This window comes from Bradyrhizobium sp. LTSPM299 (assembly GCF_000938235.1).
Lineage (GTDB): Bacteria > Pseudomonadota > Alphaproteobacteria > Rhizobiales > Xanthobacteraceae > Bradyrhizobium.
The window spans coordinates 15,748-30,971 of sequence record NZ_JYMU01000007.1; the positions used below are offsets into that span (position 1 = coordinate 15,748).

At 63.8% G+C, this 15,224-nt stretch carries 12 protein-coding genes; 7 read left to right on the forward strand and 5 right to left on the reverse strand.

Annotated features, from left to right (window positions below):
• The first annotated feature begins 118 nt into the window (after positions 1 to 118).
• Positions 119 to 787, forward strand: coding sequence for an MBL fold metallo-hydrolase (locus UP10_RS04570; RefSeq protein ID WP_044536255.1), 669 nt, complete (start codon positions 119 to 121; stop codon positions 785 to 787).
• A 3-nt stretch (positions 788 to 790) separates the two neighbouring features.
• Here UP10_RS04570 and UP10_RS04575 read toward each other — a convergent pair whose 3' ends face one another.
• Both UP10_RS04575 and UP10_RS04580 read right to left on the reverse strand, forming a co-directional pair.
• Entirely contained in the window at positions 791 to 1,972 is a 1,182-nt protein-coding gene (locus UP10_RS04575) for an extracellular catalytic domain type 1 short-chain-length polyhydroxyalkanoate depolymerase (RefSeq protein ID WP_044586480.1), read from the reverse strand.
• Between the two features lie 219 nt (positions 1,973 to 2,191).
• Positions 2,192 to 3,598, reverse strand: a complete 1,407-nt coding sequence (locus UP10_RS04580; RefSeq protein WP_044586481.1) for an MFS transporter — start codon at positions 3,596 to 3,598, stop codon at positions 2,192 to 2,194.
• A gap of 186 nt (positions 3,599 to 3,784) precedes the next feature.
• On the opposite strand from UP10_RS04580, the gene sthA reads away from it, so the two are divergent.
• The 4 genes from sthA (at position 3,785) to UP10_RS04600 (ending at position 9,198) form a co-directional block, all read left to right on the forward strand.
• Complete coding sequence (gene sthA / locus UP10_RS04585) at positions 3,785 to 5,176, forward strand: Si-specific NAD(P)(+) transhydrogenase (protein ID WP_044586211.1); 1,392 nt, start codon at positions 3,785 to 3,787, stop codon at positions 5,174 to 5,176.
• Positions 5,177 to 5,368: 192 nt separating this feature from the next.
• The gene (locus UP10_RS04590) at positions 5,369 to 6,610 is read left to right on the forward strand and encodes an LLM class flavin-dependent oxidoreductase (RefSeq protein ID WP_044586212.1); all 1,242 of its coding nucleotides are present in this window, start codon (positions 5,369 to 5,371) and stop codon (positions 6,608 to 6,610) included.
• 166 nt (positions 6,611 to 6,776) lie between these two features.
• Positions 6,777 to 8,153: a cytochrome P450 gene (locus tag UP10_RS04595; RefSeq protein WP_044586213.1), complete on the forward strand. Its 1,377-nt coding sequence runs from the start codon at positions 6,777 to 6,779 to the stop codon at positions 8,151 to 8,153.
• Positions 8,154 to 8,403: 250 nt separating this feature from the next.
• A complete protein-coding gene (locus tag UP10_RS04600; protein ID WP_044586214.1) occupies positions 8,404 to 9,198 on the forward strand; it encodes an adenylate/guanylate cyclase domain-containing protein in 795 nt (264 codons plus the stop codon).
• 50 nt (positions 9,199 to 9,248) lie between these two features.
• On the opposite strand, the gene UP10_RS04605 is transcribed toward UP10_RS04600, so the two are convergent.
• The gene (locus UP10_RS04605) at positions 9,249 to 10,271 is read right to left on the reverse strand and encodes an adenylate/guanylate cyclase domain-containing protein (RefSeq protein ID WP_044586215.1); all 1,023 of its coding nucleotides are present in this window, start codon (positions 10,269 to 10,271) and stop codon (positions 9,249 to 9,251) included.
• Positions 10,272 to 10,453: 182 nt separating this feature from the next.
• Positions 10,454 to 11,296, reverse strand: a complete 843-nt coding sequence (locus tag UP10_RS04610) for an SDR family NAD(P)-dependent oxidoreductase (protein WP_044586216.1) — start codon at positions 11,294 to 11,296, stop codon at positions 10,454 to 10,456.
• A gap of 181 nt (positions 11,297 to 11,477) precedes the next feature.
• On the opposite strand from UP10_RS04610, the gene UP10_RS04615 reads away from it, so the two are divergent.
• Positions 11,478 to 12,440, forward strand: coding sequence for a sensor histidine kinase (locus UP10_RS04615; RefSeq protein WP_044586217.1), 963 nt, complete (start codon positions 11,478 to 11,480; stop codon positions 12,438 to 12,440).
• 208 nt (positions 12,441 to 12,648) lie between these two features.
• Entirely contained in the window at positions 12,649 to 14,424 is a 1,776-nt protein-coding gene (locus tag UP10_RS04620; protein WP_044586218.1) for a putative bifunctional diguanylate cyclase/phosphodiesterase, read from the forward strand.
• 149 nt (positions 14,425 to 14,573) lie between these two features.
• Here UP10_RS04620 and UP10_RS04625 read toward each other — a convergent pair whose 3' ends face one another.
• Entirely contained in the window at positions 14,574 to 15,212 is a 639-nt protein-coding gene (locus UP10_RS04625; RefSeq protein WP_044586219.1) for a carboxymuconolactone decarboxylase family protein, read from the reverse strand.
• Positions 15,213 to 15,224 lie beyond the last annotated feature (12 nt).

Genomic DNA, 15,224 nt, shown 5'->3' on the forward strand with positions numbered 1-15,224 from the left:
CTGCGGGGACCAATTGTTCTGTCATCACAAGTCTATCACGGTCTGTTTTGGATCACACGCCGGGCACCGCGCGTTTGTCCGTGTTGACGGCCGTTTCTGGTAGCCTATGGTGCCCCTCATGGATGACACAACCGAGACCAAACCGAAGGCTGGCGCGATCATCGTGCCGGTGACGCTGTTCGAGCAGAACTGCACCATCATCTGGCACGAGCCGACCAAGAAAGCCGTGGTGATCGACCCCGGCGGCGACGTGCCGAAGATCCAGGCGGCGATCAAGCAGACCGGCGTGACGGTCGAGAAGATCTGGCTGACCCACGGCCATATCGACCATGTCGGCGGCGCCGCCGAATTGCGCGATGCGCTGCAGGTCAAGATCGAAGGCCCGCATATCGCGGACAAGGTCCTGCTCGACAATGTGGTCTCGAGCGGCGAACGCTTCGGCATGACCGGGGTGCGCAATTTCGGTCCCGATCGCTGGCTCGACGAGGGCGACCAGGTCTCGATCGGCGACCTCACCTTCGACATCCTGCATTGCCCCGGCCATTCGCCGGGCAGCGTGGTGTTCTTCAACAAGGAGCTGCGCTTCGCCCATGTCGGCGACGTCCTGTTCGCCGGTTCGGTCGGGCGGACCGACCTGCCCGGCGGCAGTCATCCGACGCTGATCCAGTCGATCAAGGACAAGCTGCTGCCGCTCGGCGACGATGTCGGCTTCATCTGTGGCCATGGCGCCGGATCCAGCATTGGCCAGGAGCGGATGACGAACCCGTTCCTGACCGGCGAGATGTAAGCGCTACTTCATCAACCCCGCGGCGGTTAGCGCTCGCGCGATGACGCGACCGACATCGACACCCTTGCTCCGTGGCGTCTGCGGCCGGGCGCTGCTGCGGTCGGACATCGTTTCGGAGACAGGATCAGCCGCCGGCACCGGAATCGTCATTGAGATCGTGTCGGCGCGCTCGCGCGGGATTCCCGTCGGTGCAATCTGCGGCTGACGGACCTGATCGGTCAGGCCGAAGAAGCTTGCGATGTGATAGGTCGAGGAGATCCCGGCCTCGATCATGAACGCGCCTTCCACGCCATAGCGATCGTCATTGTCGGCAAGCCCGAGCGGCGTGCCATGGGCCATGTCGGTGATGCCATAGGATTCGACCAGCGTCTCGCCATCGGCGTTCCACCAGACCTCACGCGGATAGCCGCCGACATCGGCCTTCGACATCGCAGCCGGCGGCAGGCCGTGAACGTCGAGCCATTGCCGGACGATCGCGGCGGCATTGGCAGGACTGACGGTGCGGTCGGCGCTGCCGTGCCACACCGAGATTTTCGGCCAGGCGCCGTTGTGCTTCGAAGCGTTGCGGACGAGCGCCCCGAGCTCGGGGGCGGGCAGCGCGCTGCCCTGCATCATGGCCTGCAGCGCCTCGCGCAGATTGGTGGCGACGCCGAACGGCAGGCCGGCGATGATCGCGCCGCCCGCGAACACATCCGGATAGGTCGCGAGCATGACGGACGCCATCGCGCCGCCGGCGGAGAGACCCGTCACGTAGATGCGCCGCGGATCGATGTCATGCGCACCGGCCATGTACGCAATCATCTGCCTGATGGAGCTGGCCTCGCCCTGCCCCCGCGCGATGTCCTCGGGATCGAACCAGTTGAAGCAGGTGTTGCCGTTGTTGGACGACTGCTGCTCCGGCATCAGCAATGCGAAGCCATAGTGCCTCGCGAGCGTCGACCAGCCGGCGCCGAGATCATAGGCCGCAGCCGTCTGGCCGCAGCCATGCAGCACGACGACGAGCGCGGGCGTCCGCGCGAGCTGCGCGGGCACGAACGAGAACATCTTCAGTGCGCCGGGGTTGGCGCCGAATTCGGTCGTCTCGACGAGCGGCGTCGACACGGCGGGCGCAAATGCGCCGAGGCCGTTGAACGCGTTCATCTTCGGCAGATGACGCAGAAACTCGACGTTGTTGATCAAGGACAACAGCAACTCCTGAGGTGATTATTCTAGTTACGCACAGGGGAACAGATAGTTGCTGCACTGCAAAAAGAAAAGCCGTGTGCTGTCCCTCCCTGCGGAAATGTGAGAATCGGCGTTAATGCGTGATCGGCGCTGAAGTGCACGACGATCGGTTGAAATAGTTGCCTAGCACCTTGTTTGAGCATGATCTTTTCGAAAAAAGCGCGCCACGCGTCTCCGGATTCATGCGCTGACGCGGCGCATCCATGACAGAAATGCGGCTGAAATGGCGATCGACAGCACAAACAATGCGCACGCTGCGAACAATGCCACGCGTGCCGAAATAACAGTCTCAACGGCGAAGAAGACCGCACCGATCGTCGCGACACCGGCCGCGTTGCCGATCTGCGCCGTGGTGCCGTACATGCCGGAGCCCGCGCCCGCACTTGCCGGCTTCACGCTCGAGAGCACTGCGCTCGACAACGGCGCCATCACCAGTCCCTGACCATAGCCGAAGACCATCAGCACGAGCGCAAGCATCAGTGCCGACGGCGCCGCGACCACCTCAACGGTCGCCACCAGCACCGCGAGACCGACGATCTGCAACAGGCAGCCCTCGATCAGCACCAGCGTGCCGCGATGTTTCGCCCTGATACCGCTATGACGCGAGGCGACCACGAAGGTCAGCGCCAGTGGCACGAACACCAGCCCCGCCTGCAGCGGCGCAATCTGCAGGCCCTTCTGCATGAACATGGTCATGATCAGGTAGAAGGACAGATTGGCGAAGAAGAAGAAAAACACCGCGACCAGTCCGCGCATGAAGGCGGCATCTGCCAGCAGCGACAGATCGATCAACGGCATACCGCCGCGGCGCGCCACAGTGCGCTCCAGCCGCCCGAACGCCGCGATGATCGCAACACCTGCCGCCATCACCAACCAAATCCACGCCGCCCAATTGAGATCGCGGCCGAACAGCAACGGCCCGATCAGGCACAGCAGGCCGATGAACAGCACCACGGCGCCAGGAATATCGAGCCGCGTGCCGGCCCGGCGCGGCACCGTCGGCATGATCTTCAGCGCCGCCGCGATAATGACGGCGCCACAGGGCACGTTGACGAAGAACACCACGCGCCAGCCGAGGCCGGCGAGATCGAGCGTCACCAGCACGCCGCCGAGCATGAAGCCCGCGGCGCCCGCAAGCCCGAGCACAATGCCGTAGATGCCGAACGCTCGCGCGCGGGCGCCATCTGCGAACAACAGATGCAGCGTCGCCAGCACCTGCGGCACCATCAGCGCCGCGGTCGCGCCCTGCGCCAGCCGCGCGACAATAAGCTCCGGACCGGATTGCGCCAGGCCGCACCACAGCGACGTCACCGAGAAGCCCGCGACGCCGGTGATGAACACATTCCTAGTGCCGTAGATATCGCCGAGCCGGCCGCCGGTCACCACCAGCGTGGCATAGGCGATCAGGTAGATCGCGATGACAGCCTCGATCTGTGCCGGACTCGCGTGCAGCTCCAACGCGATGGTGGGGATCGCGACGTTGACGATGAAGGCGTCGACACCGAACATGAATTGCGCGGCGACGACAATCGCCAGCACCCACCAGCGGCGGGATGAGTCCGCTCGCGTCGATACGATCTGGTGCATGCGGTGCGGTCCTGTCGGGATTCTGTTGCATGCATCATCACCGGAAACGGTCATCCCGGCGATTACCTCGGAGGTAAGCTTGCTTGCCTCCGAGGGGAGCGAACGCCGGGATTGGCCCGATTGCTGCATGTATTTGAGCGCATTTTGCACCTTTTCAGTCGTTTCGCGCGTTCGGGACTGCCTTCGATGGTCGACTATGACATGCTGGTGATCGGCTCCGGCCCGTCCGGCCGCCGGGCTGCGGTGCAATTCGCCAAGCTCGGCAAGTCGGTGCTGGTGGTCGAAAAGGGACGCCGGGTCGGTGGCGTTTCGGTCCATACCGGCACGATCCCGTCGAAAACGCTGCGCGAGACCGTGCTCAACCTGTCCGGCTGGCGCGAGCGCGGCTTCTACGGGCGTTCCTACCGGGTCAAGCAGGACATTGCGGCCAACGATCTGATCGTGCGGCTGCAGAAGACGCTCGACCACGAGGTCGAGGTGCTCGAGCATCAGTTCAGCCGCAATCTGGTGCGCACCGCCAATGGCGAAGCGCGTTTCGTCGGCCCGCATCAGATCGAGGTGACGGCGCAGAACGGCGAGACCAAAGTGGTCTCCGCTGCCCATATCCTGATCGCGTGCGGCACGCGGCCGTTCCGGCCCGACTATGTGCCGTTCGACGGCAAATCGGTGTTCGACAGCGACGAGATCATCGAGCTGCCGAAGCTGCCGCGCAGCCTTGCCGTGATCGGCGCCGGCGTGATCGGGGTCGAATATGCCACCATCTTCTCTGCGCTCGACGTCGCCGTCACCCTGATCGAGCCGCGGCCGACCTTCCTCGACTTCATCGACAAGGAGCTGATCGACGAATTCATGCACGAGCTGCGCGATCGCAACGTCTCGCTGCGGCTCGGCTCCGCCGTCACGGCGATCGAGCGCGCCACCAGCGGCGCGATCCAGACCCGGCTTGCCGATGGCCGCGCCGTGACCTCGGAGATGCTGCTGTTCGCCGCCGGTCGCGTCGGCGCCACCGACCGGCTCAATCTCGACGCCGCCGGCATCACTGTCGACCACCGCGGCCGCATCGCGGTCGATCCGATGACGCTGCAGACCTCGGTGCCGCACATCTATGCCGCCGGAGACGTGATCGGCTTCCCGAGCCTGGCCTCGACCTCGATGGAGCAGGGCCGCGTCGCCGCCTGCCACGCGCTCGGCATGGAGCCGATGGCGCCGCCGGAATACTTCCCCTACGGCATCTATTCGGTGCCGGAGATCTCCACCACCGGATTGACCGAGGAGGAGGTCCGCACCCGCGGCATCCCCTACGAGGTCGGCATCGCGCGGTTTCGCGAGACCTCGCGCGGCCATATCATGGGGCTGAACAGCGGCATGATGAAAATGATCTTCTCGATCAAGACCCGCCGGCTGCTCGGGGTGCACATCCTGGGCGAAGGCGCGACCGAACTAATCCACATCGGCCAAGCGGTGCTCAATCTGAAGGGGACCATCGACTATTTCATCCAGAACACCTTCAACTATCCGACGCTCGCGGAGGCCTACAAGATCGCCGGGCTCGATGCCTGGAACAGGATGACGCGGTAGGCGCGGCCGACCGCCTGCGGCATCGCGCCGAACTTGCGTTGACGCGCTGGGAAACATTCCGGACCGCGGCAAGCGGGGCCGATTCGCGCAACAACCATGCGGGCGCCGCAGCCTCGAAGCATTGCCTTGCCCCGGGCCACCCCGTAGGTTGGCGGAAAGCCCCCAATAACAATCATCCGGAGAGAACGACCCATGGCGCGCCTCAAATTCGGAGCCTTCCTCGCCCCGCATCACCCGATCGGCGAGCATCCGATGCTGCAATTCCGCCGCGACCTCGATTTCGTCGAGCAGCTCGACGCACTCGGCTATGATGAATTCTGGTGCGGCGAGCACCATTCGTCGGGCTGGGAGACCATCGCCTCGCCGGAAATGTTCCTGGCCGCGGCCGGCGAACGCACCAAGCGCATCAAGCTCGGCACCGGCGTGATCTCGCTTCCCTATCACCATCCCTTCAACGTCGCGCAGCGCATGGTGCAGCTCGACCACATGACCGGCGGCCGCGCCATCTTCGGCTCCGGTCCGGGCGCACTCGCGTCCGACGCGCACACGCTCGGCATCGATCCGATGACCCAGCGCGACCGCCAGGACGAGGCGATTGCGGTGATCCGCCGCCTGTTCAACGGTGAGCGCGTCACGGCGAAGACCGACTGGTTCGAGATGAACGACGCCGCGCTGCAGATCCTGCCGCTACAGGAGGACATGCCGTTCGTGGTGGCCTCGCAGATCTCGCCGTCGGGCATGACGCTCGCCGGCAAATACGGCATCGGCATCATCTCGCTCGGCTCGATGTCGACGCAGGGCCTGATGGCACTGCCGCAGCAATGGCAATTCGCCGAGGACGCCGCGCAGAAAGCCGGCACCACGGTGAGCCGCGCGAACTGGCGCGTGCTGCTGTCGTGGCACGTCGCCGAGACCCGCGAGCAGGCGCGGCGCGAGGCCGGCCCCGGCCTGATGCGCTGGCACAATGATTATAATGTCGGCACATTGATGCGGCCGGGCCTGACCGCGTACGCTTCGCCCGATGAAGCGGTCGACAAGACCGCGTTCGTCGACGGCGCGGCCTCCACCATCGGCACACCCGACGATCTCGTGAAGATGATCAAGAACCTGGTCGATGTCTCCGGCGGCGTCGGCACCATCGTCGGCTTCGCCCATGACTGGGCCAATCCGGAAAACACCCGCCGCAGCTGGGACATGGTCGCGCGCTATGTTGTTCCTGAAATCAACGGCTATATCGACAGCCTGCGCAAGTCGCGCCAGTTCGTGATCGACAACCGCGCGGTGTTCGAGCGCGCCGGCCAGGCCGTGATGGCCAAGATCATGCAAAACGACAAAGCCGCCGCAGCACTTCAGCTTACCGGCACGGGACGTGTCGCCATCCCCGCGGTGAATGCGCCTGATTTGCAGAAGGCGGCCGCGAAACACAAGGCGTGATGTTTTAATCCCGCACTCCCTCAACTTTGGCCCCAGCGTCGCGCAGCAATACGCGGTGTCGTCGCCCAGCTTGTTGAAGACCACGGCGATCCGCCGCACCGGAGCTTTGCGATGGCGCCGCAAACCGGCTATTTATGAGCGAGACGCCCCGACCGGAGCACTGACCATGTCGATGCAGAGTGTCGCGCCCACCGCTTATACGTTCACGCCGCCCAAGCGAAATTCATTGACCCATATTCCCGGCGACGAGGGCTGGCCGATCATCGGCAAGACGCTGCAGGTGCTGGCGGACCCCAAGGGGTTCGTCGAGAAGAGCGCCGCGCGACACGGCCTCTGCTACCGCAGCCATATGTTCGGCGAGACCAACATCGTGCTGCTCGGGCCCGAGGCCAACGAACTCGTGCTGTTCGACCAGGCGAAACAATTCTCCTCCGAGCACGGCTGGGGCCCGATTCTCGGCCTGCTGTTCCCGCGCGGCCTGATGCTGCGCGACTTCGACGAGCATCGGCTGCACCGCCGTGCGCTGTCATTCGCCTTCAAGGACAAGCCGATGAAGTCATACTTCACCGGACTCGACCGCGGCATCGCCGCGCGGGTGGCGCAGTGGAAAGCCAGACCCGGCGAGATGCTGGTCTATCCAGCGATGAAGCAGCTCACGCTCGACCTCGCTGCGACCTCCTTCCTCGGCGCCGACATCGGCCCCGAGGTCGACCAGATCAACCGCGCCTTTGTCGACATGGTGGCCGCGGCGGTGGCACCGATCCGCAAGCCGCTGCCGGGCACGCAGATGGCGCGCGGGGTCAAGGGACGCAAACGGATCATCGCCTATTTCTCCGAGCAGATTCCGATCCGGCGCGCCAAAGGCGGCGGCGACGATCTGTTCTCGCAACTGTGCCAGGCGACCCACGAGGACGGCGCGCTGCTGTCCGAGCCTGATATCATCGACCATATGAGCTTCCTGATGATGGCGGCGCACGACACGCTGACCTCGTCGCTGACGTCGTTCGTCGGCGAGCTCGCCGCCAATCCCGACTGGCAGAACAAGCTGCGTGACGAGGTCGGCGCGCTCGGCATTGCCGCTGATCAACCCACCAGCCTGGACCATCTCAACGCTCTGCCGATGGCGGAGATGGCGTTCAAGGAAGCATTGCGGCTGAAGCCGCCGGTGCCGTCGATGCCGCGCCGCGCGGTCCGCGACTTCTCGTTCAGGGCTTATGCGATTCCCGCCGGCACGCTGGTCGGCGTCAATCCGCTGTTCACCCATCATATGAAGGAGATCTGGCCCGAGCCCGAGAGGTTCGACCCGATGCGCTTCACCGACGAAGCACAACGCGCGCGCCATCGCTTCGCGTGGGTGCCGTTCGGCGGCGGCGCGCATATGTGTATCGGGCTGCATTTTGCCTACATGCAGGCGAAGTGCTTTGCGCGGCATTTCGTGCAGAACCTCGAAGTATCGCTGCCGCCGGGCTACAAGGCCGACTGGCAGATGTGGCCGATCCCGAAGCCGCGCGATGGCCTGCGGGTTATGGTGAAGCCGGCGTAGGACAGAGCCTCATCAACGTCGATAACTGACAGTTTCGTAGGGTGGGCAAAGGAGCGTAGCGACGTGCCCACCATTCACGCCGTGCTCGTGATGGTGGGCACGCTGTCGCTTTGCCCACCCTACCCGGCTCGCGCGTTGGTACGAGAGCCGTTGACGACGTTTCGATGGGAGGAATGTTGCCAACGCCCGAATGGTTGACTACGCTTTGCCCTAGATAAGCCCATACGGTCTTTCGATCTGCGGCACGTTCATGCCCAAATTCCTTCGCATCGGAGTCCATCAGTCGAACGTGTCCGGGTACACCTCGAAGGCATGGTGTATTCGGCGGGTTGGCTCGACGGTTCTCCTGAAGTGGGGCGCCGTGGAGGTCCATGGCGCGGGAGAAGGGCGCAAGGTTTACTGGACGCTTCCACCGCGCGATAAAACAATCCGCTGCCGCACGGAGCAGCGTGCCAAGGACTATGCAAAAGCCGCAATCGCACGGCGACGCAGCCATCGTTACGAACCGCTGACTGGAAACATCGCGCCCCGGCGACGAACCGCCAATCGCAGCGCCGAGCTCGGACAAGCACTCGCCACGATCCTCTTTGTCGATATTGTCCGATCCACCGAAAAAGCCGCACGGCTCGGCGATTCGCGCTGGGCCCAGGTGATGAATCACTATTACGCCGCCGTCCGCAGAGAGCTGAAGACTTTGCGCGGAAAAGAAGTTGTCACGACGGGAGACGGATTGCTGGCGACGTTCCGCGCGCCGGCCGCCGGGGTCCGTTGTGCGACCGCCATCCGTGAAGCCGTGCGCACGCTGGGGCTGGAGATCAGGGTAGGGCTGCACGCGGGCGAATACAAGGTGAGCGGGGCGGAGGTGATTGGTCTCGCGATTCACATCGGCGCGCGCGTCGCGGCCAAAGCACGTGCCGGCGAAGTCCTGGTTTCGAGCGCGGTCAGGGATCTGATGTCGACGTCTGAAATCCGCTTCACGGATCGCGGCGTTCACCAACTCAAGGGCATACCGCAGCGATGGCGCCTGTATCGGGTCGAGCATTAGGAATTGCAGGGTGGACAAAGGAGTGTAGCGACGTGACCACCATCACGCTCTCAAGCCGACGCGACCACCGCCCCGATCCCGACCACCTCGATGCCGTCGATACGGCCGCGGATCGGCAGCGTGCCGAGATCATGCACGGCAAATGGCGGCGCTGAAGCAAAGCGCGCCATCGCAGCGCGCGAGGCGAGGAAGCCGCCATCGACCTTGCGGCTCAATTCTTCCAGCCGCGCCGCGGTGTTCATGACGTCGCCGTTGAACACGATGGCAGGCTTGACGTCGCCGATCTCGCCGACGATCACCGGCCCGAAATGCAGGCTGCCACGGATTTGCGGTGCGGCACCGAATTCGCGCTCGAACTCCGGCACGGCCTTCTGCAAGGCGCGGCGCATCGCCACGAAGCAGCGCAGCGGCCGGCAATCAATCGCGCCGGACTGCTCCGGCCAGGTCACGATGATCTCGTCGCCGATGTAGTTCAGCACCTCGCCACGATAGTCCACGACCGATTCGGTGAGCAGGCGGAAGGTACGGTCGAGAAAGCGGTGAATGCCGATGCCGCCGAGCTGCTCGGCGAGACCGGTGGACCCGGCAATGTCGACGAACAGCACGAAGCGGTTCTCCTCGACCGGCGAATGGTAACGGCCGGAGACGAAGTTCAGGAAGACGCGCGGGCCGATCAGATTGGCGATGCTGAAACCGAAGTTCAGGATCACCGAGATCACCGCCGAATAGGCGATGCTGCGCCAAAAATCCTCGATCGAGGTTTGCAACTCCAGGCCGGCGGCGCGCTCGCCGACCTGAAGCAACTGGATGGCAATGATGAAAACGGCATAGATCGTGCTTCGGACAGCCACAAGGGCAACGAACGGCAAGCGGCGGAGCCACTCCGAGTCCTGCAGGATGAACAACTCGACGCTACCGATCACCACGGCGGTCACGAAGGTGTAAGCAAGCGCCGCGATGAGCTGGGGCGCTGTATGGCGGCCTTGCGCGAGATTGACCGCAACGCTCGCCACCGCACCGGCGACGATGATGGCGCCGAGATAGCGCAGCTGCCGCTCGAGCCTCGCGTTCATGGGAAACGGAGCCGGCTAAAGCAACTGACCATTGCGAACAGCATGATGTCCTCCCCCGTCATTGCGAGCAGCTCACCACAAAATTGCAGAGCAATTTTGCGCTGAAACGACGAAGCAATCCATTCCTCCGCTAGTGGGCCATGGATTGCTTCGCTTCGCTCGCAATGACGGATGCTCCAGAATTAACCCGTCCCCTGATCGAACGCCTTGCGCAGGGCGACATAGCCTGCCTGCTGCTGCGTCCAGTTGCGGCCGCCGGTGATGGCGCCATCGACGACGAGATCGTGGCCGTTGATGAAGCCCGACTCGTCGCTCGCCAGGAACACCGCCGCATGCGCGATGTCGTCAGGCAGGCCGGCACGCGGGATCGGCTGCGCCGCCTTGTAGATCTCACGCATCACCACCGGCGTCTTCTCGGCAGCCTCGGTCGACAAGCCGAGCGCCTTGCCGAAAATGCCGGTCGCGATCGCGCCGGGCGAGATCGAGTTGACGCGGATGCCGTCCTCGCCAAGTTCCATCGCCACGCATTTGGTGAAATGGATCACGGCGGCCTTGGCCGCGCCATAGACCATCGATGAGGAGAAACCGGCGAGCCTGCCGGCGATGCTGCCATTGTTGATGATGCTGCCGGAACCCTGTTTGCGCATATGGGGCGCGGCATGCTTCATGCCGAGCATGACGCTGCGCAGCAAGGTCGCCATCGCGGCATCGAATCGCGCAACGTCGAGGCCTTCGATGCCTCCGGTCTGCGCCGGGCCGCCGGCATTGTTGAACAGGCAGTCGATCCGACCGAATTTGTCGACCGTCAGCGCGATCAGCGCCTGCATCTGATCCTCGACCGTGACGTCGGTCTGGCGGAACAGGCAGTTAAAACCGAGTTGCTTCGCCAGCGCCTCGCCTTCCGCCGCGCGGCGGCCCGCGATCACGATCTTTGCTCCTTCCGCGACGAAGACTTCCGCCGTGCGCAACCCGATGCCGCTGGTCGCGCCCGTAATCACCGCGACTTTGCCGTCCAGCCGTCCCATCCCGATCCCCCAGTCCAATTTGATGCCGCAGATATTCCGCGTCCATCCCGGGCAACGCAAGCACAGCTACGCTCGCATGCGACGCTGGCACGGGTCCGGCTGTGGCCGGAAGGACACAACTGCAGGTTTTCGGTCGCGGCGGCCTTATTTTGGGTCCGCTGATCACGTGAAGTAACAGCGGATGACGAAGCTGATCGATGAATTCAGGACGGGTTGGCAGGGCATTTCCCAGCCCTCGACGCTTTTCGCGGGCAGTTTCGCCCTGCTCTGTCTCGTTTTGGCCACGGCCACCCGCTTCGGGCTCGCCCAGATCAGGCCGGATGTGTTCTTCACGCCGTATTTTCCGGCCGTGTTCTTCGCCACCGCCTTCGGCGGCTTCCGGATCGGGATCGCCACCGCGCTTGCCAGCGGCGCGCTCGGCGTCGCCGTCAATTTCAGCGGAACAAGCGTCGATCCCGCCCGCTTTGCGCTGTTGATGATCTTCTGGGCGGTGTGCGGCATCGCGATCTGGGGCGTCGAGCACTACCGCTCGATGGTCGCGCAACAACGCGAAATCGCCCAGCGGCTGATCGAGGAAGAGCAATACCGCAAGATGGTGGTCGACGAATTGCAGCACCGGCTGAAGAACAAGTCCTCGACCATTCATGCCGTGCTGCACCAAGCGCTGCAGGACCGGCCTGACGTCTGGGACCGCATCGATCACCGCATCCGCGCGCTGTCGGCAACCGACGATCTGATCACGCGGGTCGACGGCTATGGATGCGATATCAAGGATTTGCTCCGCTCGGAGCTCGGGCCTTACGGCCATGTGCGGTTCAACCTCAATGGCGAGCAATTGTTTCTGCCCGCCAAGCTCGCGGTCTCGCTGGCGCTGATCTTCCATGAACTCGCCACCAACGCCGGCAAATACGGCGCCTTCTCCTCGCCACGCGGGTTCCTCCAGGTGTCGTGGACGGCGGGCGATGGCCGCCTCAATGTGACCTGGGACGAAACCGAGGGGCCGGCGGTCGAAGCGATCGGCGAAGCCGGCTTCGGCACCAAGCTGTTGAATTCGGCGCTGCGGCCGTTCGACGGCAAGACCGAGATCAGCTACCTGAAGACCGGCATTCACTGCACCATGCAGTGTCAGCTTCCCGCCGGTTGAGAAACCGATCCCGGCCCGATACGCTATTTCAGGTGCGCACGGAAACCGTGGGAACCGAAATCGCTCGCGCAAGCGCCAACGCCGCGCGTTGATAGTCTGTTAATGACGATTGCCGACGGCTTGCGAAGCCCACAGCTCTCTCATGCTGTCACGGCTTTTCTCAGTTCCGCTTAACCAAAACTACAACGGACTTTGCCAAGCTTCGCGCATGCATAGTCTCACCAAACACGATTTTCAGTCCGGTGCGTTAGCGGCCGGAAATGAAGGCAATTCCAGCAATGAATTGCAAATTTTGCGGGATCTTCTCCGCCTGCTGCCCTCGGGCGTGACTGTTCAGGACGAGCGCGGCGAATTCATCCTTGTTAACGAAGCGGCCGCGGCACAATTGCAGCTCGCGGCCGATGCCAGCCAGCCGACGCAGATCGACGACCGCCACGAGACCTGCCTCGAACTGCTGCGCAGCGGCAGCCCGGTCGTGCTCGAAGAGGCCCTGACCTGCGGCGCGTCCAAGCATGTGTTCCTCACCTCGCACCGGCCGGTGCAGATCGCCGGGCGCAATCTCCTGATCTCGGCCTCGGCCGACATCTCCGACCAGAAGGCGTTCGAGGACCAGCTGTTCCGCTCTGCCTATTACGACGAGCTGACCGACCTGCCGACGCGCCGGGTGATCGAGCATCGGGTCAACGGCCTCATACGCCGCGACGGGCCGCAGGCGCATTTCGCCCTCGCCTTCCTCGACGTCGACAATTTCAAGCACATCAACGACTATTATGGCCACGCGATCGGCGATGCGCTGCTGATCGAGCTCTCCAAGCGGCTCGGGCACGCCTTGCGCGACACCGACATCCTGTCGCGCATCTCGGGCGACGAGTTCCTGCTGCTGCTGAACCCGGTCAGCGGCGATCACGAGGTCGCCGAGTTCATCCATATGATACAGGAACGGCTGAAGGCGCCGTTTTTCATCGATCAGTCCGAAATCTTCGCCTCGACCTCGATCGGCGTCAGCCTGCATCCCGAGCACGGCCGGGACTACGAGGCGCTGCGACAGAACGCCGATATCGCGATGTATCGGGTGAAGAACAACGGCAAGGGCGCGACCGCGTTCTTCGACGATAGCATGGAGCGCGAGGCGCTGGCGCGGATGAAGATCGAGCAGTCGCTGCGGCTCGCGATCCTGGAGAAGCGCTTCTGCTGTGCGTTTCAGCCCAAGGTCGATATCCGCACCCAGGAGGTCAAGGGCATCGAGGCGCTGGTGCGGCTGCGCGACGACGAGGGCGTGATCCAGGCGCCCGGCACCTTCATCAACCTCGCCGTCGAACTCGGGCTGATCGACGAGCTGACGCATCTGGTGCTGGCGGAAATCGTCAAGTCGATCGACCTGATCAACCACACCTTCGGTCCGACCACGACGATCAGCATGAACGTCGCCGCCAAGCAGGCCGCCAACCCCGACTTCATGCGCTCGTTCGCCCGCGCGATCGAGGACACCGGCTTTGCCAGGCGCTTCATGATCGAGGTGACCGAGGACGCCTTCATCACCAAATCGCAATTCCAGGACCAGATCCTGCCGATGCTGCGCCAGATCGGCGTCGGCATCTCGATCGACGATTTCGGCATCGGCTATTCGTCGCTGTCGGCGCTTGCCGACATCACCGCCGACGAAATCAAGATCGACCGGTCCTTCATCACGGACATCCACAAGCGGCCGCGCAGCCAGGGCATCCTGCGCGCGATAGAATCCTTGAGCGAGGTGCTCGGCATGACCGTGATCGCCGAGGGGATCGAGTCCTATGAGGAGCTCGCCTATCTGCAGGCGGCGACCAAGATCCGCTATGCGCAGGGTTACTACTTCGCCAGGCCGATCTTCCTCGAGGACCTCAGGCCCGCGACGCCGCACACCAGCGAGACGCGCGGCAGCCTGGCAGCCCGCCCGGCCCAGGACAGCCGCGCGACCTACTCTCGCGCCAGCAGCTATCGAAGGTAGGACGGGATAATTTTGCTGCGTCTCATCGTCATTGCGAGCGAAGCGAAGCAATCCATACCTCCACTTGCGGAGCCATGGATTGCTTCGTCGCTTTGCTCGTCGCAATGACGCGGTTAGCTCTGTGATTCAGGACTTCAAAGCCGCCCGCGCTACTTCTCCAGCACCGGAAGCGGCGGCACGCTGTCGTTCGGCGCGCCGGCCTGCATGGTGATCAGCGTCATCGAGACCAGGTCGTAATAGCCCATGATGGCGATGATATCCATGATGCCGCGCTCGCCGAACTTGTCCTGTGCGGCCTGGTAGACGGCATCGCTGACCTTCCTGTCGCGATAGAGCGCGATGCCGAGATCGTACAGCGCCGCCTCATCGTCCTTCATCCCGTCAGGCCGCGTGCCCTTGGCGATCGCGTCCAGGACCTTCGGATCGAGGCCGCCCTTCAGCGCAAGTGGGTGGTGCGCGAACCATTCATACTGCGCGGTCCAGTGCCGCGCCGTGATCAGGATCGCCATTTCGCTCAAGCGCGGCGGTAGCGACGTGTTCCAGCGCAGATACTCCGACAGCGCGGACAGCTTTGGCGCCAGATCGGGATTGCGGATATAGGCGCGATAGGGCGGCGCGGTGAACTTGGCGTTGCGCGGCGGCGCCGAAATCAGGTCAGCCCAGGCCTTCTGCGCCGGCGACAACTCCTCGGCCTTGAGCGGCGCGAAGCGGGTGATGTCCTCGGCCCGGCCGGCCTGCGCAGTCAGCGCCAAGGCCGCCAGAATCCCTGCCTTCAGCAATCGTCGCATTATCGCTCTCCC

Excerpts from the sequence above, each read along its gene's own strand:
- UP10_RS04570 (WP_044536255.1), top strand. The coding sequence starts at position 119 with ATGGATGACACAACCGAGACCAAACCGAAGGCTGGCGCGATCATCGTG.
- UP10_RS04580 (WP_044586481.1), bottom strand. The coding sequence starts at position 3,598 with ATGCACCAGATCGTATCGACGCGAGCGGACTCATCCCGCCGCTGGTGG.
- sthA (WP_044586211.1), top strand. The coding sequence starts at position 3,785 with ATGGTCGACTATGACATGCTGGTGATCGGCTCCGGCCCGTCCGGCCGC.
- UP10_RS04590 (WP_044586212.1), top strand. The coding sequence starts at position 5,369 with ATGGCGCGCCTCAAATTCGGAGCCTTCCTCGCCCCGCATCACCCGATC.
- UP10_RS04595 (WP_044586213.1), top strand. The coding sequence starts at position 6,777 with ATGTCGATGCAGAGTGTCGCGCCCACCGCTTATACGTTCACGCCGCCC.
- UP10_RS04600 (WP_044586214.1), top strand. The coding sequence starts at position 8,404 with ATGCCCAAATTCCTTCGCATCGGAGTCCATCAGTCGAACGTGTCCGGG.
- UP10_RS04605 (WP_044586215.1), bottom strand. The coding sequence starts at position 10,271 with ATGAACGCGAGGCTCGAGCGGCAGCTGCGCTATCTCGGCGCCATCATC.
- UP10_RS04610 (WP_044586216.1), bottom strand. The coding sequence starts at position 11,296 with ATGGGACGGCTGGACGGCAAAGTCGCGGTGATTACGGGCGCGACCAGC.
- UP10_RS04615 (WP_044586217.1), top strand. The coding sequence starts at position 11,478 with ATGACGAAGCTGATCGATGAATTCAGGACGGGTTGGCAGGGCATTTCC.
- UP10_RS04620 (WP_044586218.1), top strand. The coding sequence starts at position 12,649 with ATGCATAGTCTCACCAAACACGATTTTCAGTCCGGTGCGTTAGCGGCC.
- UP10_RS04625 (WP_044586219.1), bottom strand. The coding sequence starts at position 15,212 with ATGCGACGATTGCTGAAGGCAGGGATTCTGGCGGCCTTGGCGCTGACT.